We start from the raw sequence: 17,525 nt of genomic DNA on the forward strand, positions 1-17,525 counted from the left end.
ATCCGTCGTTACGCTGGGGTTCGTGCACGAGGAATCGGAGCTGGTCACCGGCGAAGCGGTCGTCCTCGGCCTGCGGGTGGCCAAGCTCGCCAGCCGCGCGCTGGCGATGGGGCTGGACGTGCTCCTGCAGTTCGCGGCGCTGATCGGGCTGGGCATGGTGCTGGCGTTCGCGCTGCCCGAAACCGACGAAGGGCTGTTCGTGGCCCTGCTGCTGGTGTGCATGGTGCTGGTCATGGTCGGCTACCCGGTGGTGTTCGAGACGCTCTCGCGCGGCCGGTCGCTGGGCAAGATGGCGGTGGGCCTGCGCGTGGTCCGCGTCGACGGCGGCCCGATCCGCTTCCGCCACGCGCTGGTGCGCGGCCTGGCCGGGTTCGTCGTGGACTTCTGGGCGCTGGGGTTGTTCGGCGCGGTCGCGGTGGTCGTGTCGCTGTGTTCGTCGAACGGCCGCCGCGTCGGCGACTTCCTGGCGGGAACGCTGGTGGTCCGCGAGCGCGTCCCGGCCAGTGCGGGCCACGCGGCGATCGTCATGCCGCCCGGCCTGGAGGGCTGGGCGGCGCAGCTCGACCTGACCCGCCTGCCGGACGACCTGGCCCTGGCGAGCCGCCAGTTCCTCGCGCGGTTCGGCGAGCTGCGGCCCGAGGCGTCGCACGCGCTCGGGTGGGGGCTGGCGCAGCAGGTCGGCAACGCGCTCGGGACGCCGGTGCCGCCGGACGTGCCACCGTGGGCGTTCCTGGCCGCGGTGCTGGCCGAGCGGCGCAACCGCGACCACGCCCGGGCGTTCCGCGGCTACGCGGTGCCGGAGCATCCCCCGGTGCCGGGGTATCCCACAGCGCCGGGGTATCCCGCGGTGCCGGGGTATCCCGCGGCGCGCGGTTATCCCGTGGCGCCGGGCTTCGCCGGGCCGGTGGCGGAACCGCCGACGCCGCCGTCCGGGACCGCGGTGCCCGTCGAAAACCCCTTCACACCACCGAGTTAGGACACGTCGCCCGAGGGCGAGAGCCACGTGTTGCACTGCTGGTTGCGGTTTTTGGTGGCGCCGTGCTGCCACCAGGAGGTGTTGTGCCTGGCGCTGCCGTGGTCGCGTTTGCCGTTGCGGGCGTAGTCGTCGCCGCGGTCCTGGGCGTTCCAGGCTTCGTTGTAGATGTTCTTGTCGACCGAGCCGCCCGAGACCGACGCCGAGCCGAGGAACATGCCGGAGAAGCACTGCGCTTCGAGTTCCATGCGCCGTGACAGTTCCAGGCCGGTCGCCGAGTCGGCGCCCGCGTCGTAGCGCTGGTTGCCGTACGCCTCGGAGATGCCGGCCAGGTTCTGCACGTGGTGGCCGTATTCGTGGGCCAGGATCGACAGGTACGGGCCGGGGTGGTTACCCCACGACTCGATCTCGATCCGGTCCATCGGCATGTAGATCGTGTTGTTGCCGGGACAGTAGAACGGGGTGACGCCGGTGGTGGTCCCGCCGCTGCCGCACGGGGTCGACGACTCCGACAGCGACCGCGGGACGGCCAGGTTCGGTGTCCGGAACGGCAGGTCCGCGCCGCCGAGCATGCGTGACCACATCGCGTCGAGGCAGGCGATGCCGGACTGGAAGAACTTCGTGGCGCTGTTCTGGTCGGTGGCCCAGCGGCTCAGCGAGCACGGGATGTTCTGCAGCCCGTAGTCGGCCCGGGCGAAGAGGGGGTTGTCCCCGGTGGCGGCGACCGGCCGCGGCCCGGCCGGGGGCTGCGAGGTCGGGGTCCGGCGTTCGGTGGTGCGGGACGTTTCTTCGGTCGACGACGTGGTCGAGGTCGTTGCCTCGGTGGTGGTCGTGGTCTCGTCGGAGGTGGTGGGGTAGGTGCTGGAGTACCCGGCATCTGCGACGTGCTGCGTGCGGTGCCCGGAGAGCGCGACGGCGGCCACGAGCCCCCCGGCCACGGCCACGATCGCGAAGACGGCGACGGCGACGATCACGCCGGTGTTCGACTTCTTGGCGACGTAGGGCCGGTAGCCGGGAGCGAACCGCGGCCCGAAGTACGGCGGCGGGGCGTGGTGCGGGGCGAAGGTCGGGGGAGGTGCCGCGCTGGGTGGCGGCAGGGGCGCCCGGGCGGGCGGCGGCGCGGGGTAGCCGAACGGGGCGCGTGGCGGCTGCCCGGCCGGGCCCTGCGGCGGATGGCCCGGAACCGGCCCACCCGGACGCGGCGCGGCACCGGAACCCGGCGGCTGCTGTCGGCCGGGCGCGCCGAAGGGATTCGGCGGCATGCCCGGCCCCGGCGCGCCGCCCTGGCCGGGCGCGCCGGGCGTGCCGCCTTGTCCCGGCAACGGCCTGATCCCCGGCGGCGGCAACGGCCGCGCCGCCGGGGGCGGCAGCGGTGGCCGGCCCGGAGGCGGCCGACGCCTCGGGTCATGCGGACCAGGACCGTGTGGACCAGGACCGTGTGGACCAGGACCCTGCGGGCCGTGCGTCATCGAGTGGAACCCCCCGTGCGATTTCCCCGTCGGAAGCGGCGTACCTGCGGTGATCGCGCCGTTCCGGGCGTCAGCATAGATCGGGTGCTCTAGGGTGTGGTGCTGTGTCGATGAAATGGGGGGCCGCCGCCGCGATCGCCGTCGCGGCCGTCGTGCTGGCCGCCGGACCCGCCGCCGCGCAGGGGCCCTCCGCCGGGCCCGTACTGCCGAACCTGCCCGAAGACCAGGTCAAGAAACCCCAGCTGCTCACCGGGCAGGACGTCCAGCCGCCCGCCGGGCCGACCGCCGACGTCGCCCTCAAGGTCCTGCGCGACGGCACCCTCTCCGTCACCGAACGCGTCACCGTCCCGGGCGGACAGCAGCTCGTCTCCCGCGTGCCGCTGAAGGTCCCGGCGGGCGACGACCAGGACCGCGTCTTCGCCGTCCGCGACGTCAAGACCGAAGGCGCCACCAGCGAACTCACCGGCGACCAGCTCGTCCTCACCTTCCCCGCCGGCACCGGCACCGCCACGTTCACCGTCGACGGCGCCGTCGCCGACCTGGCCGGCCGTCAGCAGGCCCGCTGGCAGGTCGCGAGCGGCTTCGACACCCCGCTCACCAAGCTCACCGCGTCCTTCCTCGCCCCGACGCCGCAATTGTCCCCTGTGGACTGTTTCGCCGGCCCGGTCGGCTCGAGCCGGCGCTGCACCCTCGCCGAGCTCGACCACACCGGGGTCGTGCGCCTCGAACAGAACGACGTCCGGCCCGGCGACCGCGTCGACCTCCTCGTCGGCCTGCCCGCGGGCACCGTCCCCGCCACCGCGAAGTTCGCCGCCATCGGCCTGCTCGCCAACGCCTTCGCGCTGACGCCGCTGACCGGCATCGCCTTCGCCGTCCTGCTCGCCTTCCTCGTCGCGGCCGCCGTCTTCGTGTGGCGCCGCCGCAAGCAGGACGCCGGCGCGCTGCACGCCGCCACCGGGCCGGTCGAGGTCCTCCTGCGCGACGGCGGCCGCGTCTTCTTCGCCAGCCCCGACGGCGTCCTGCCCGGCCAGGTCGGCACGGTCGTCGACGAGACCGTCGACGTCGTCGACATCAGCGCCACCGTCGTCGACCTCGCCGTCCGCAACTACCTGTGGCTCGCGGAGGTCCCGGGGCCCGACTGGCAGCTCACCCGCCGCAACCCGCCGGACGAGCACCTGCACGACTTCGAGCGTGCCGTCTGCGAAACCCTGCTGCCGCCGGGCACCGACACCGTGCTGGTGTCGCAGCTGCGCGCCCGCGGCGGGCTCGACCTGCGCCGGATCAGCGACGCGATGTACGCCGACGTCGTCACCAAGCGCTGGTTCTCCCGCCGCCCGGACACCGCCCGCGGCCGGCTGACCTGGCTCGGCGCCGGCCTCTTCACCCTCGGCCTGGTCGCCACGGCGGTGCTCACCTTCACGGTCGGGTACGCGCTGCTCGGGGTGGCCGTCGCGCTCGCCGGGCTCGCCGTCGCCGCGGCGGCCGCGCTGCTGCCGTCGCGCACCGCCCGCGGCCGGGCGCTGGCCGGCCAGGTCCGGGGGCTGCTCGACTACCTGCACACCGCGCGGGCCGAGGACATCCCGCCGGCCGACCGCGAGCTCGTCTTCTCCCGTTCCCTGCCGTACGCGGTGGTCCTGGGCGACACCGAACGCTGGCTCGGCACCTTCGCCGCGCTGAACCCGTCGGCGGACGGCTCGGCCGGGCTGTACTGGTACGGCGGCATGGAGGCCGAGTCCGACCTGCGCCGGTTCGGCGCGCACTTCCCGTCGTTCCTGACCGCGCTCGACGGCGTGCTCACCGCCGCCGCGGCCCGCTGACCGTGCTCGCCGGGGCGCTCCTGGCGCTCTTCCTGACCGCGGCCCCCGCGGACCAGCCGCCCCCGCCGGCGCTGCCGCAGAGCGCCGAGATCCAGCTCAAGGTCCAGCGCGACGGCTCGTTGTCGGTCGCCGAAGCGATCTCCGTCCCCGAAGGCACGACGATGGACCGCCGGGTCGCGCTGCGCGTCCCGGCGCCGCACCACCGCGACCGCGTCTACGGCGTCCGCGACGTCGTCCTGGAAGGCGGCGGGACGGCGAGCGTGGACAAGGACACCTTCACCGTCCACCTGACACCCGGCACGTCGACCGTCCGGTACACAGTGGACGGTGCGGTGGCCGGCGACCGGGTCACCTGGGACCTGGCCGGCGGCTGGAGCACCGAGCTGAAGTTCCTTCGCGCCTCCTTCGCCGCGCCGAAGATCCCGGTCGCCGTCGACTGCCTCGCCGGCGACCTCCCGTGCGCGGCCGCGCAGATCGACCACGCCGGGCTGACCCGGTTCAGCCAGCAGAACCTCGCCGCCGGCCGGCGGATGACGGCGACCGTCGAGCTGCCGGCCGGGACCGTCCCGGCGAACGAGGTGCTCGTCCCGGCGAAGACCTTGGGCGGCGCGTTCGTGCTCACCGCCCCGGTCGGCTGGGCCTGGGCGGCCTTCGCCGCGCTTCTGCTGGCCGCAGCCGGTTGGGTGCTCCTCGCCCGCCGCCGGCACGCCGAGCCGGGGGAGGCGCCGAAGGCCGAGCTGGTCACCGCGGGCGGCGAGTTCGCGTCCCCGGCCGGGGTGCTGCCGGGCCACGCCGGTCTCCTCCTGCGCGGCCGGGCCGGCCCGCTCGACCTGGCCGCGACCGTGCTCGACCTCGCCGTCCGCAACTACCTCTGGGTCAGCGACGGTCCCACGCTGGCCCGCCGCAACCCGCCCGACGAGCACCTGACCGCCTTCGAACGTGCGGTGTACGACGCCGTCGTGCCGGACGAGCCGGTGACCCTCGCCGAGCTGCGGCAGCGGCGCGTCGAAGTCCCGCGCGCCGAGCTGACCGCCGACGTCGTCCGACGCGGCTGGCTCGTGACGGGGCGGCTGCGCCGGGCCGGGGTCCGGATCGTTTTCTACGGCGTCTTCCTCACCGTCCTGCTCGCCCTCACCGTCGGCTACGCCCAGCTCGGCGTCATGGTCGTGCTCGCCGGGACCGCCATCGTCGCCGCCTGGGCCGCGCTGCCCGTCCGGCGGCGGGCGGGCGCCGACGTGGCGCGGCGCCTGCGCGGCCTCGGCGAGACGCTCGTGTCGGTCAGGGCGAAGGACTTCGGCAAGCCGCAACGCGAGCAGGTCTTCTCCCGCGGCCTGCCGTACGCGCTCGCTCTGGGCGAACTGGCGTCCTGGGTGGCCGCCTTCGACGGGCTCAAGACCCCGCCGCCGGTCTACTGGCACGCCGGCGACGTCACCCCTGACCAGGCCGGATCCTTCGCGACCGCGCTCGCGGGCACCTTCGCCGCCGCCCACCGCGGTCACCTTCTCGAGCTCGTGAGTGGTAAGGCGCGTTAGAACCCGCCTTACCACTCACGAGCCGGGGCGCCGGGAACGGCGGGGGCGTCGTAGGGTGGGGCCATGGCCGATCCCGAGCTCGTCCGATACACCCTCGACAACGGTCTGCGCGTGGTTCTCGCCCCCGACGCGACCGCGCCGGTGGTCGGCGTCAGCGTGCACTACGACGTGGGTTTCCGTTCCGAGCCGGAGGGGCGCACCGGTTTCGCGCACCTCTTCGAGCACCTGATGTTCCAGGGCTCGGAGAGCCTCGAGAAACTCGCGCACTTCCGGCACGTGCAGTCCAGCGGCGGGACCTTCAACGGGTCCACCCACCCGGACTACACCGACTACTTCGAGGTGCTGCCGAGCGCCGCGCTCGAGCGCGCGCTGTTCCTCGAAGCCGACCGGATGCGCGCGCCCAAGCTGACGGCGGAGAACCTGGCGAACCAGATCGACGTCGTCAAGGAGGAGATCCGGCTCAACGTGCTGAACCGGCCCTACGGCGGGTTCCCGTGGATCACCCTGCCGCCGGTGCTGTACTCGACGTTCCCCAACGCGCACAACGGTTACGGCGGCTTCGAGGACCTCGAAAGCGCCACGGTCGACGACTGCGCGGCGTTCTTCGACACCTACTACGCGCCGGCGAACGCCGTGCTCACGGTGGCGGGTGACTTCGAAGTGGACAACGCGAAGAAGCTGATCGAGGAGCACTTCGGCGACGTTCCGCACCGCCCGGCGCCGCAGCGGCCGTCCTTCGCCGAGCCGCTGCCGACCACGGAGCTCCACGGCGAGATCGAGGACGCGCACGCCCCGCTGCCCGCGCTCGGCATCGGCTACCGCATGCCGGACCCGATCAACGACGTCGACAGCTACCTGGCCTACCTCGTGCTGGCCGGCGTGCTCACCGACGGCGACGGCTCCCGCCTGCAGCAGCGGCTGGTGCACCGCGAGCCCCTGGTCGTCGACATCGGCGCGGGCGCCGGGCTGTTCGGCCCGTTCGAGGCCCGCGACCCCGACACGTTCACCATCACCCTGATCCACCCGCACGAGGTGTCCCGCGAGCGCGTGCTGGCCGCGCTGGACGACGAGCTGGAGAAGCTCGCCGAGACGCCGCCGAGCGAGGAGGAGCTGCGCAAGGTCACCGCCCGCTGGACGGCGAGCCTGCACTCCGAGCACGACAGGCTGGTGTCGCGGACGCTGGCCCTCGGCTCGTTCGAACTGCTCTACGGCGACGCGTCGCTGGTGTACCGGCTCGCGGACCGGATGTCCGCCGTCACCGCGGAGGCCGTCTCGGCGGCGGCGAAGGCGCTGCGCCCGGACGCGCGCGCCGTGCTGGTGGTCAAGCCCGCTTCGGAAGGGAACAACGAGCAGTGACTTCAGCAACGCACCGCAGCGCCGACGAGATCGGCCGCACCGCGCGGGGGCCGCGGCCGCTGCCGCCGCTCGGTCCGCAGCGGGCCGCCGCGGATCTGTCCCATGTGGACACCGAGCTGAGCAACGGCCTGCGCGTGCTGGCCGTGCGCAAGGCGACCGTGCCGATGGTCGAGGCGCGGCTGTGGATCCCGTTCGCGGGCGACGACGCGCTGCACCCGGCGACGGCTGAGGTGCTCGCCGAGACGATCCTGACCGGCACGGCGCGGCGCAACCGCATCGAGATCGACGCCGAGCTGGCCCTGATCGGCGGCGACATCGGCGCCGGCGTCGACCCGGAACGCCTGGTGCTGACCGGTTCCGCGCTGGCCGACAAGCTGCCGACGTTCCTCGACGTCCTCGGCGACGTCCTCACGGCGGCGACGTACGCGGACGAGGAAATCGCGCGCGAGAAGGAGCGGCTGGTCGAGCGGATCGCCGTCTCCCGGACGCAGCCGCGCACGATCGCGCGGGAGGCCCTGCAGAAGCACCGCTACGGCGACCACCCGGCCACGCGCGAGGTCCCGCGCGCCGAAGACGTCGCCGTCGTGACGCCCGAGCAGGTCCGGGCGCTGCACCAGGCGTCCGTGCTGCCGCGCGGTTCGGTCATGGTGCTCGTGGGCGACCTCGACCCGGCCGGTGTCGTCGGCGAGCTGGAGAAGGTGCTTGGCGGCTGGGCGTCGGACCGCTCCGCCGTCCGGCTGCCGTCGCTGCCCGACCTGACCGGCCCGGACGTGCTGCTGGTGCCGCGCGCGGGTGCGGTGCAGTCGCAGATCCGGCTCTCGGCGCAGACCGTGCCGCGCACGGACCCGGGCTACGCGGCGCTGCAGCTGGCGAACCTGGCCTTCGGCGGGTACTTCTCGTCGCGGCTGGTGGAGAACATCCGCGAGAACAAGGGGTACACGTACTCCGCGCACTCCGGGTTCGAGTTCACCGACGGCACGGCGGTGGTCAACGTCGACGCGGACACCGCGACCGACGCGACAGCCCCGGCGCTGCTGGAGACGCGCTACGAGCTGGGCCGCCTCGGCCAGGTGCCGCCGTCGGGCGACGAGCTGGAATCGGTGCGGCAGTACGCGATCGGTTCGCTGCTGACGTCGACGTCGTCGCAGGCCGGGCTGGCCGGGCAGGTGCTCGCGCTGGCCTCGACCGGGCTGGGCCTGGAGTGGCTGAACGAGCACCCGGCGCGGGTGGCGGCGGTGACGGCCGAAGACGTGGCCGAAGCGGCGTTGAAGTACTTCGCGCCCAAGCGGTTCACGGGCGTGGTGGTCGGGGACGCGGCGGTGCTGGAACGCAAGCTGCGCGCGCTCGGCGACGTCGTCGTGGGCGAGCCGGCCTGATGTCCGGCCCGTTCACCCTGGGGGACCTGCCGACCCTGTCCCGGTCCACAGTGGACCGTCAGGAAGGCTTGCGCACCAACCCGGCGCGGCTGGCGGCCCGCTGGCCGGACGCCCGGGTCGTCCTCCTGGACGACACCGGGCGCACCCCGGTGGTCGAGGGGGCGTCGACGCTGGCGTTCCGCAAGGCGGTCGACTTCGGTTCGGCACCCCCGCCCGACGCGGTGTTCCTGGGCGAGTGGCAGGACGTCGACTACTGGTCGCTGCCCGGCGGCCCGTCCGGCTCGGCCGACACGGTGAAGATGGCCGGCAGCTGGGGTTTCGTGGAGGAGGTCCCCCGCGCGGACGGCGAGGTCTGGGTCGAGCTGCGCGGCTACGGCGACCTCCTGGACGACACGTCGGCGGGGCTCTTCACGACGGCGCAGGCGCTGAGGTTCTGGCGGCGTCAGGCGAAGTTCTGCACCCGGTGTGGGAGCGAGACGGAGCTGGTCCAGTTCGGCTGGGCGAGCAAGTGCACGGGCTGCGGCCGCGAGGAGTACCCCCGCACGGACCCGGCGGTGATCTGCCTGGTCCACTCCCTCGAAGGCGTCAACGGATCGCACGTGGTGCTGGCCCGTCAGCCGATCTGGCCGGCGGGGCGGTATTCGGTGCTGGCGGGGTTCGTCGAGGCGGGGGAGTCCCTGGAAGCGTGCGTGGTCCGGGAGATCCGCGAAGAGGTGGGCGCGGCCGTCTCGGACGTGCGGTACCTCGGGAGCCAGCCGTGGCCGTTCCCGCGGTCGATCATGCTCGGGTTCACCGCCCGGGCGGACCGGTCGTTGCCGCTGGTGCCGGCGGACGGCGAGATCGAAGAGGCCCTGTGGGTGTCGCGCGCGGAGGTGCGGGCGGCGTTCGAGAACAGCTCCCGCGCCGAAGGTTCGAAGCCGACCCCGATCGCGGATGGGGCGGCGGAGATCATCCTGCCGGGGAACTCGTCCATTGCCCGCGTGATGCTCAAGGCCTGGGCGGACGCGGAGGAGTGACCACCCGACACGGACTGCGATGACCAACGGCCCCGGCTCCCCGCCGGGGCCGTTTTCGTTGCGCCGGGCGCACCGGCCACCGGGAACTCCTGACCGGCCGCGCCGGACCGGCGCAACTCGTTCACCGGTGCGCCCGCCACCTGGCCCAACACCGCCAAGCGTTACCTGGCCGTTTCACCGGCCCCGTTGACGGCTGTGCTCCGGCTCACTACAGTCCCCGGAAACCGTCTGTAAAGTATCCTAATTAAGTCCGGAGGAACGAGTGCGAGCCGGTAGCCCGCGGATGCTGCGCGAGATCAACGATCGCGCCGCCATCGAGGTCCTCCTGCGGGAGGGGCCGCTCACGCGGGCCGAGCTCGAACTCGCCATCGGGCTGTCCAAGCCCGCCACCGCGCAGCTGCTCACCCGGCTCGAGCAGGACAACCTCGTCACCAAGGCCGGCGTCCGGGGTGGTGGCCGGGGACCCCGGGCCCAGCTCTGGGCGGCCAACGGCAGCCTCGCCTTCGTCGCCGCCGTCGATCTCACGCCGCACCTGGCCGACTTCGTCGTCGCGGACGTCGCCGGGGTCGTGCTCGCCGAACACCGGACGCCGCTGCCCGTCCATGCGGGCGCCGACGTCGTCGGGACCTTCGGTGAGGCCCTCCAGAAAGTCGCCGGGGAAGCCGGGATCAGGAGAGAAGACCTGGCCCACGTCGTGATCGGCGCGCAGGGGGCGTTCGATCCGCGGACCGGGCTGCTGTCCTCCGCACCGCACATCCCCGGCTGGCTCGGCTTCGACGTCCCGCAGAAGCTGTCCGACGAACTCGGCGTCGACGTCCTGATCGAGAACGACGTCAACCTGGTCGCGGTCGAGGAGATGACCGTCGGGCAGGCGCAGGACGTCGACGACTTCGTCATGGTGTGGCTGTCCGAAGGCGTCGGCGGCGCGGTCGTCATCGGGCGGCGGCTGCTGCGCGGTGCCACCGGCGGCGGCGGCGAGATCGACTGGATGCGGGTGCCCGATCCCGCCACCAAGGACACCGGGGACGTCTGGCCCGAAGCCGGCGCCCGGTTCGGCAACCTCGTCGACTCGCCCGCCGTCTGCCGGCTCGCCGCCGCGCACGGAGTCCAGGCCGAAACCGCCTGGGACGCCGTGGCGAAGACCGGCCCGGACCACCCGTTCCGGCACGATCTCGCCCGGCGGGTCGCCGGGGGCGTCGCGAACCTCGTCGCCGTCGCCGACCCGCAGCTCGTGCTCCTCTGTGGCGACACCAGCCGCGCCGGTGGCGTGGAGTTCGCCGCGCTCGTCCAGGAAAAGCTGCACGAACTGGTCCTGCCGCGCACCCCCGTCGGGTGCGCTTCCGTGCAGGGCAACGCCGTTCGCGCGGGCGCCCTGCAGTCCGCGCTCGCCACCACCCGTGAGGACGTCTTCGGCGTCGTCACCCCCACGCTCCTCGGGTCGCCCCGAGGGCGGCAGCACCCGTCCCCGACCGAGTAGCTCCAACCGATGAGGAGGAGGGCCATGCCCCCTACCACCCGGACCCGTCGCGGCGCCCTGCTTGTGGCCGCCGCCGCGGCGTCCGTCCTGCTGACCAGCGCCTGCTCCGGCGCCGCCGCCCCGAGCGGCGGCGGTGACGCGGCGGCCGCGCCCGGCAAGGACGACAAGCTCACGATCACCGTGTACTCCAAGTTCACCGACCGCGAGTACGGCGTGGTCACCGCGGGCCTCAACAAGCTCAAGGCGAAGTTCCCGAACATCGAGATCAAGCACGAGGGCAACCAGGACGACGACAAGCTCACGCAGTCGATCCGCGGCGGCAACCCACCGGACGTCGCGATCTCCTTCTACACCGACAACCTGGGCGCCTGGTGCTCCACCGGCAGCTTCCAGGACCTCAAGCCCTACATCGAGCGCGACAAGATCGACCTCAACCAGATCCCCGAGGCGGTCCGCAACTACACCGAGTACCAGGGCAAGCGGTGCGCGATGCCGATGCTCGCCGACGTCTACGGGCTCTACTACAACAAGGACATGTTCGCGGCCAAGGGCATCACCTCGCCGCCGAAGACGACGTCGGAGCTGTTCGAGGCGGCCAAGAAGCTGACCGAGTTCAACCCGGACGGCTCGATCAAGGTCGCCGGCTTCCTGCCCTCGATGCCGTTCTACGCCAACCAGGCCCAGTACTGGGCGCCGAACTTCGGCGCGCCCTTCCTCGGCCCGGACGGCAAGTCGGACCTCGCCAGCAACCCCGGCTGGAAGGCGATGTTCGAGTTCCAGAAGCAGCTGATCGACTTCTACGGCGGCCACGCCAAGGTCGAGCAGTTCAAGGCCGGCCTCGGTGACGAGTACTCCGCCGACCACGGCTTCCACAAGAAGAAGCTGGCGATGATCTACGACGGCGAGTTCCGCACCGCGTTCCTCAAGGACCAGGCGCCGGACGTCAACTACGGCACCGCGCCGGCCCCGGTGCTCGACAGCATGGCCGACCACTACGGCGGCGGCTTCACCACCGGCACGATCATCGCGATCCCCAAGGGCGCCAAGAACCCCGGCGCCGCGTGGGAGCTGATCAAGCAGGTCACCCTGGACACCGACACCCTGGTGGACATGGCCAACGGCCTCAAGAACGTGCCCAGCACCAAGGCGTCGCTGACCTCGCCGCGGCTGGACCTGCAGCCGCAGTTCAAGACGTTCCTCGACATCTACGACAGCGGCAAGCTGGTCGCCAACCAGACCACCCCGATCGGCGACGCGCACCTCAAGGCGGTCAACGACTTCGCCGAGAAGTGGCAGGCCGGCTCGATCCCCGACCTGACCGAAGGCCTCAAGAAGGTCGACGCGCAGATCGACGACGAACTCAAGCAGAAGGGCGCGGGCGGATGACGTCCACCGCTGTCCCGCTCAAAACCGACGGCTCCCCGTCCGCGCCGAGCAAGGCGCGGGCGGGGGCCCGCCGGGCCAAGCGCCGCCGGACCGTCCTGTTCTTCATGGCCCCGGCGTTCATCGGGTTCCTCGTCTTCTTCGGCTACCCGCTGATCGCCACGGTCTACTACTCCTTCACCCGCTACGACCTGATCAACGCGCCGCAGTTCATCGGTTTCGACAACTACGTCCGGATGTTCACCAGCGAGCCGCTGGTCGGCACGGCCGCGTACAACACGCTGTGGCTGGTGGTCGTCCTGACGGTCTGCCGCGTGGTGTTCTCCCTCGGCGTCGCGTCGGTGATTTCCCGGCTGAAGTCGGGCGTCGGGCTGGTCCGGACGCTCTGCTACCTGCCGACGCTCGCCCCGCCCGCGGCGGCCACGCTGGCGTTCGTCTTCGTGTTCAACCCGGAGTTCGGCCCGGTCAACCGGTTCCTGCGGCTCGTCGGCATCGACGGCGGCCTCTGGTTCAACAGCCCGTCGATGTCGAAGCCGGCGCTGACGCTGCTGGCGCTCTGGGGTTCCGGCGAGCTGATGATCATCATCCTGGCCGCGCTGCTGGACGTCCCGACCGAGCAGTACGAGGCCGCCGAGCTCGACGGCGCCGGCCCGATCCGCCGGTTCTGGCACGTCACGCTGCCGTCGATCTCGCCGGTGCTGCTGTTCGGCGTGGTCAACTCGATCATCTACGCGCTGCAGTTCTTCACGCAGGCGATCGTGGCGTCGTCGGCTTCGGCGGGGACCGCGGACGTCGCCGGCAACTCGAAACTCATCGGGGCGCCGCAGAACTCGACGCTGACGTACCCGATCTGGCTGTACGTCCAGGGTTTCCGCTACTTCAACATGGGTTACGCGGCCGCGATGGCCGTCCTGCTGTTCGTCGTGAGCTCCGGGTTCACCTGGATTCTCGTGCGCCAGCTCAGGAAGTCCCAGCACCAGGAGGAGGGGGCATGACCGCACTGGCCGAAGCGCCCCAAAAAGCGGCCGGCGTGCCGCCGAAGGTGAAGTTCAAGCGGAACTGGGACAGGCGGCTGTCGTTCGTCGCGCTGCATTCGGTCGGCATCGCCATGGGCGTGATCTTCATGCTGCCGATCCTGTTCGTCTTCCTCACCGCGGTGATGGCGAGCGACCAGGCGATGACGGCGAGCCTGTGGCCGGCCGAATGGCACTTCGAGAACTTCGTCAAGGTGTTCCAGAAGGCGCCGCTGCTCGAATACTTCGGCAACAGCCTGCTGTATTCGGCGCTGGCGACGGTGGGCGCGCTGCTTTCGGCGATCCCGGCGGCGTACGCGCTGTCGAAGCTCAAGTGGCGCGGGCAGAACCTGTTCTTCATGCTGACCGTGGCGGCGATGCTGCTGCCGCCGCAGGTCACCGTCGTGCCGCTGTACGACCTGTGGGTCCGGCTGGGCCTCACCGGCACCCTGGTGCCGCTGATCGTGCCGTACTTCTTCTTCGACGCGTTCTCGATCTTCCTGCTCCGGCAGTTCTTCCTCACCATTCCGAAGGACTACCTCGAAGCGGCGAAGATCGACGGCTGCAACGAATTCCAGGCGATGTACCGCGTGCTGATCCCGATGGCGAAGCCGGGGATCGCGGCCACCGCCATGTTCTGCTTCCTGTTCACCTGGAACGACTACTTCGGGCCGCTGCTCTACACCGGCGAAGACCAGGACCACTGGCCGCTTTCGCTGGCCATCGCGTCCTTCCGCGGCATGCACCACGTCGAGTGGAACATGACGATGGCGGCGACCGCGCTGATCATGGCGCCGGTGATCGTGCTGTTCATCTTCGCCCAGAAGTCGTTCGTCAAGGGCATCACATTCACGGGAGTCAAGGGATGAAGCTGGCAGTCGTCGGTGGCGGGTCCACCTACACGCCGGAGCTGATCGACGGGATCGCCGGTCGCCGGTCCACTTTGGACGTCGACGAGATCGTGCTGGTCGACCCGGACGCCTACCGCGTCGAGGCCGTCGGCGGGTTCAGCCAGCGCCTCCTCGACCACGCCGGACACCCCGCGCGGGTCAGGACCACGCAGTCGCTGGAGGAGGGCGTCGACGGCGCTTCGGCGGTGCTGATCCAGCTGCGCGTCGGAGGACAGCGGGCGCGGCGCTCGGACGAGACGTTCCCGCACGCCTGCGGCTGCGTCGGCCAGGAAACCACCGGTGCGGGCGGCCTGGCGAAGGCCCTGCGGACGGTCCCGGTCGTGCTGGACATCGCCGACCGCGTCCGCAAGATCGCCGGCGACGACACGTGGATCGTCAACTTCACCAACCCGGTCGGCATCGTCACGCGCGCGCTGCTCAACGAGGGCCACCGCGCGGTCGGGCTCTGCAACGTGGCGATCAACCTGCAGCGGCAGTTCGGGAAGCTGCTGGGGGTCGGCGCGGACGACGTCAAGCTCGTCCACACCGGACTGAACCACCTGAGCTGGGAGCGCGGCGCGCTCGTCGACGGCGTCGACCGGCTGCCGGAGCTGCTGGAGGAGCACCTGGACTACCTGTCCAACGAGGTCAGCGTGCCGGAAAAGTGGCTGCGGCGGATGAACGTCGTGCCGTCGTACTACCTGAAGTACTTCTACGCGCACGACGAGCAGGTCACCAAGCAGCGCACCGAACGGCCGCGCGCGGACGTCGTCTCCGACGTCGAGGAAGAACTGCTGAAGATCTACCTCGACCCGGAGCAGAACACGAAGCCGGAGTCGCTCGAAAAGCGCGGCGGGGCGTACTACTCCGAGGCCGCGGTGCAGCTGGTGCACGCGCTGACCGCGGGCGGCCCGGCCGAGGAACACGTGGTGAACGTCCGCAACGACGGGACGTTCCCGTTCCTGCCGGACGACGCCGTCATCGAAGCGCGGTCCATTGTGGACGCCAAGGGGGCGACGCCGATCCCGCAGCCTCCGGTGGAGCCGAACTTCTCGGGCCTGATCGCGGCGACGACGGCGTACGAGTTCCTGGCGCTGGAGGCGGCGCTGAAGGGCGGCCGCGACCGCGTGGCCGACGCGCTGCTGGCGCACCCGCTGGTCGGCCAGTACACGAAGGCCGACACCCTCGCCGACTCGCTGGTCCAGATCAACCGCGAGTACCTGCCCTGGGCCCGCGGATGAAGCCTGCCATCATCGCGATCGACGGCGGCAACAGCAAGACCGAGGTCCTGGTGATCTCGGAAGACGGTGTCGTGCTGGGGAAGTCGCGTGGCCCCGGCGCGTCGCCGCAGAACATCGGCGTCGCGGCCTGCGTCGCGGCGCTGGAAAACCTGGTGCTGGAGGCGTATCCCGCGTTCGGCACCCGGCCGGCCGCGGTGCACACCTCCGCGTACCTCGCCGGGCTCGACTTCCCCCGCGAGGAAGAGACGCTGCACGCGGCCCTGTCCGCCCGCGGGTGGAGCGACACGCTGACCGTCGGCAACGACACCCTCGCGCTGCTCCGGGCGGGCAGCGCGGGGGTGGGCGTCGCGGTCGTGTGCGGCGCCGGGATCAACGGCGCCGGCGTCGGCCCGGACGGCCGTGTGCACCGCTTTCCCGCGCTGGGCAAGATCTCCGGCGACTGGGGCGGCGGCTACCGGCTCGGCGAGGAGGCCCTGTGGTGGGCCGTGCGCGCCGAAGACGGCCGCGGCCCGCGGACCGCGCTGATGCCGGCGGTGGCGGCGTACTTCGGGAAGCCGACGCTGCTGGACGTCGTGCAGGGCCTGCACTTCGAGGAGATCGACCCGGCGTCGATCCACGGCCTGTGCCCGCTGCTGTTCGAGGTGGCGGCGGCCGGCGACGAGGTCGCGCAGGACGTCGTGACGCGGTTCGCCGAAGAGGTCAGCGTGTTCGCGGCGGTGATCCTGCGCAACCTGGACCTGACCGAGGACGCCCCGGAGATCGTGCTCGGCGGCGGCGTCCTGACCGGCATCGGCGCGCCGGTGATCGCGGAGATCGAACGCCGGTGCCTCAAGGTCGCGCCGCGCGCGGTGGTCCGCGTCGTCGACGTGAACCCCGTGGTGGGTGCGGCGCTGTCCGGACTCGACACGCTGGGCGCGCCGGAGGCCGCCAAGGCGGCGCTCAAGGCGGCGACCCAGCGCGTCTGAAGACCCTGGCGGGACCGGTCTCGAAGCGGCGCGAGGCCGGCCCCGCCAGACCCCCTTACGGCGCCGGGACGATGGTGTCGCCGGTCTCCAGCAGCGTCTTGAGGTCGGAGAGGATCCAGGCCCAGCCGCCACCGGCGTTCTCGTTCGGCGGCGCGTCCAGCCGCTCGAAGGCCCCGCTGACCATGCCGGCCATCGAGGGGGCGCCGGTGACGTCGTGGGTGACGGTCAGCCGGGTGCCGGCGGTCTTGGACTCCTCGATCTCGTAGGTGAGCGTCGTGTAGGGCTCGTCGGCGGTGTCCTCCGGCGCCATCAGCAGCTTCCAGGTGATGACGAGCTTGCGCGGCGGGTCCACCTCCAGCACCTCGCCGTCGACGAGGTCCCCGGTCATCCCGGCGTCGATGAACGCCTGCGTCGGCCGGGTGCGGTGCTTGCCGCCGGGCCGCAGGTCGAAGTCGACGAGGCCGGTGTAGCCGTACTTCGCCGTCCACTCGGGCTTCGTTATGGCGTCCCAGATGCGCTCCGGGGACGCCTTGATGTAGACGCGGTAGACCTGCACGGTGTCGCTCATGGTTCTTCGCCTTCCAGCTCGTTCTTGAGATCGAGGAGCGCGGTGACGTGGCGCTCGGTGTACTTGTCGATCCACCGGTCGTGGATCTGGCGGATCGGGACGGGGTTGAGGAAGTGCCGCTTCTCCCGGCCTTCCTTCCGCGCGACGACGAGGCCGGCCTCCTCCAGGAGCTTCAGGTGCTTCATGACGCCGAAGCGGGTCATCTCCACCTGGGTCTCCAGCTCGGTGAGCGTGCGGCCGTCACGCTCGAAGAGCAGGTCGAGCAGGAACCGGCGGGTCGGATCCGCCAGCGCCTTGAACACCAGGTCGTCGTCGGGCACGTCAGCGAGAATAGGTGACCAAAAGGTCACATGTCAACGCGCGAAGAAGGCCGCCACCCACGCTGGGTGACGGCCATTCGTTCGTGCGCCGGTCGTGAGTGGTAAGGCGGGTTCTAACCCGCCTTACCA

The 17,525-nt window shown here is 71.6% G+C and carries 15 protein-coding genes; 12 read left to right on the forward strand and 3 right to left on the reverse strand.

From position 1 onward, the window contains the following. The first annotated feature begins 22 nt into the window (after positions 1–22). Positions 23–976, forward strand: coding sequence for an RDD family protein (locus tag ABZW17_RS36470; RefSeq protein ID WP_354824234.1), 954 nt, complete (start codon positions 23–25; stop codon positions 974–976). Here ABZW17_RS36470 and ABZW17_RS36475 read toward each other — a convergent pair. Continuing rightward, complete coding sequence (locus ABZW17_RS36475) at positions 973–2,295, reverse strand: neutral zinc metallopeptidase (RefSeq protein ID WP_354824236.1); 1,323 nt, start codon at positions 2,293–2,295, stop codon at positions 973–975. The two genes, ABZW17_RS36470 and ABZW17_RS36475, sit on opposite strands and share 4 nt — an antisense overlap. A 257-nt stretch (positions 2,296–2,552) precedes the next feature. Between ABZW17_RS36475 and ABZW17_RS36480 the strand changes: the two genes are divergently transcribed. The 11 genes from ABZW17_RS36480 (at position 2,553) to ABZW17_RS36530 (ending at position 16,508) form a co-directional block, all read left to right on the forward strand. Continuing rightward, on the forward strand, positions 2,553–4,259 hold the full coding sequence (locus ABZW17_RS36480; protein WP_354824281.1) for a DUF2207 domain-containing protein: 1,707 nt from the start codon (positions 2,553–2,555) through the stop codon (positions 4,257–4,259). A gap of 2 nt (positions 4,260–4,261) precedes the next feature. Then, positions 4,262–5,791 (forward strand): DUF2207 domain-containing protein, encoded by a 1,530-nt coding sequence (locus ABZW17_RS36485; RefSeq protein WP_354824239.1) that lies wholly within the window; start codon positions 4,262–4,264, stop codon positions 5,789–5,791. 63 nt (positions 5,792–5,854) lie between these two features. Continuing rightward, a complete protein-coding gene (locus ABZW17_RS36490) occupies positions 5,855–7,147 on the forward strand; it encodes a pitrilysin family protein (RefSeq protein ID WP_354824242.1) in 1,293 nt (430 codons plus the stop codon). Then, a complete protein-coding gene (locus tag ABZW17_RS36495; protein WP_354824245.1) occupies positions 7,144–8,523 on the forward strand; it encodes a pitrilysin family protein in 1,380 nt (459 codons plus the stop codon). Before ABZW17_RS36490 ends, ABZW17_RS36495 begins: the two co-directional genes overlap by 4 nt. After that, on the forward strand, positions 8,523–9,539 hold the full coding sequence (gene nudC, locus ABZW17_RS36500) for an NAD(+) diphosphatase (RefSeq protein WP_354824248.1): 1,017 nt from the start codon (positions 8,523–8,525) through the stop codon (positions 9,537–9,539). Before ABZW17_RS36495 ends, nudC begins: the two co-directional genes overlap by 1 nt. 283 nt (positions 9,540–9,822) lie before the next feature. Continuing rightward, positions 9,823–11,016, forward strand: coding sequence for an ROK family transcriptional regulator (locus ABZW17_RS36505; RefSeq protein ID WP_354824284.1), 1,194 nt, complete (start codon positions 9,823–9,825; stop codon positions 11,014–11,016). 24 nt (positions 11,017–11,040) lie between these two features. Then, the gene (locus ABZW17_RS36510) at positions 11,041–12,402 is read left to right on the forward strand and encodes an extracellular solute-binding protein (protein WP_354824251.1); all 1,362 of its coding nucleotides are present in this window, start codon (positions 11,041–11,043) and stop codon (positions 12,400–12,402) included. After that, on the forward strand, positions 12,399–13,394 hold the full coding sequence (locus ABZW17_RS36515; protein WP_354824254.1) for a sugar ABC transporter permease: 996 nt from the start codon (positions 12,399–12,401) through the stop codon (positions 13,392–13,394). The genes ABZW17_RS36510 and ABZW17_RS36515 overlap by 4 nt, the downstream gene beginning before the upstream one ends. After that, complete coding sequence (locus tag ABZW17_RS36520; protein ID WP_354824257.1) at positions 13,391–14,281, forward strand: carbohydrate ABC transporter permease; 891 nt, start codon at positions 13,391–13,393, stop codon at positions 14,279–14,281. The genes ABZW17_RS36515 and ABZW17_RS36520 overlap by 4 nt, the downstream gene beginning before the upstream one ends. Beyond that, a complete protein-coding gene (locus ABZW17_RS36525; RefSeq protein ID WP_354824260.1) occupies positions 14,278–15,543 on the forward strand; it encodes a 6-phospho-beta-glucosidase in 1,266 nt (421 codons plus the stop codon). The genes ABZW17_RS36520 and ABZW17_RS36525 overlap by 4 nt, the downstream gene beginning before the upstream one ends. Next, entirely contained in the window at positions 15,540–16,508 is a 969-nt protein-coding gene (locus ABZW17_RS36530) for a BadF/BadG/BcrA/BcrD ATPase family protein (protein ID WP_354824263.1), read from the forward strand. The genes ABZW17_RS36525 and ABZW17_RS36530 overlap by 4 nt, the downstream gene beginning before the upstream one ends. Before the next feature lie 55 nt (positions 16,509–16,563). Here ABZW17_RS36530 and ABZW17_RS36535 read toward each other — a convergent pair whose 3' ends face one another. Both ABZW17_RS36535 and ABZW17_RS36540 read right to left on the reverse strand, forming a co-directional pair. Next, positions 16,564–17,076, reverse strand: a complete 513-nt coding sequence (locus ABZW17_RS36535; RefSeq protein ID WP_354824266.1) for an SRPBCC domain-containing protein — start codon at positions 17,074–17,076, stop codon at positions 16,564–16,566. Next, positions 17,073–17,396 carry a metalloregulator ArsR/SmtB family transcription factor gene (locus ABZW17_RS36540; protein ID WP_003092533.1) on the reverse strand — a complete coding sequence of 108 codons (324 nt, stop codon included), beginning with the start codon at positions 17,394–17,396 and terminating at the stop codon, positions 17,073–17,075. Before ABZW17_RS36540 ends, ABZW17_RS36535 begins: the two co-directional genes overlap by 4 nt. Between the last annotated feature and the right edge of the window lie 129 nt (positions 17,397–17,525).

Origin of the sequence: Amycolatopsis sp. NPDC004625 (assembly GCF_040609695.1) — a bacterium.
Classification (GTDB): domain Bacteria; phylum Actinomycetota; class Actinomycetes; order Mycobacteriales; family Pseudonocardiaceae; genus Amycolatopsis.

What these genes read in the sequence shown, in the direction of transcription:
- ABZW17_RS36480 (WP_354824281.1), top strand. Translation starts at nt 2,553, where the DNA reads ATGAAATGGGGGGCCGCCGCCGCGATCGCCGTCGCGGCCGTCGTGCTG.
- ABZW17_RS36490 (WP_354824242.1), top strand. Translation starts at nt 5,855, where the DNA reads ATGGCCGATCCCGAGCTCGTCCGATACACCCTCGACAACGGTCTGCGC.
- nudC (WP_354824248.1), top strand. Translation starts at nt 8,523, where the DNA reads ATGTCCGGCCCGTTCACCCTGGGGGACCTGCCGACCCTGTCCCGGTCC.
- ABZW17_RS36505 (WP_354824284.1), top strand. Translation starts at nt 9,823, where the DNA reads ATGCTGCGCGAGATCAACGATCGCGCCGCCATCGAGGTCCTCCTGCGG.
- ABZW17_RS36510 (WP_354824251.1), top strand. Translation starts at nt 11,041, where the DNA reads ATGCCCCCTACCACCCGGACCCGTCGCGGCGCCCTGCTTGTGGCCGCC.
- ABZW17_RS36515 (WP_354824254.1), top strand. Translation starts at nt 12,399, where the DNA reads ATGACGTCCACCGCTGTCCCGCTCAAAACCGACGGCTCCCCGTCCGCG.
- ABZW17_RS36520 (WP_354824257.1), top strand. Translation starts at nt 13,391, where the DNA reads ATGACCGCACTGGCCGAAGCGCCCCAAAAAGCGGCCGGCGTGCCGCCG.
- ABZW17_RS36525 (WP_354824260.1), top strand. Translation starts at nt 14,278, where the DNA reads ATGAAGCTGGCAGTCGTCGGTGGCGGGTCCACCTACACGCCGGAGCTG.
- ABZW17_RS36530 (WP_354824263.1), top strand. Translation starts at nt 15,540, where the DNA reads ATGAAGCCTGCCATCATCGCGATCGACGGCGGCAACAGCAAGACCGAG.
- ABZW17_RS36535 (WP_354824266.1), bottom strand. Translation starts at nt 17,076, where the DNA reads ATGAGCGACACCGTGCAGGTCTACCGCGTCTACATCAAGGCGTCCCCG.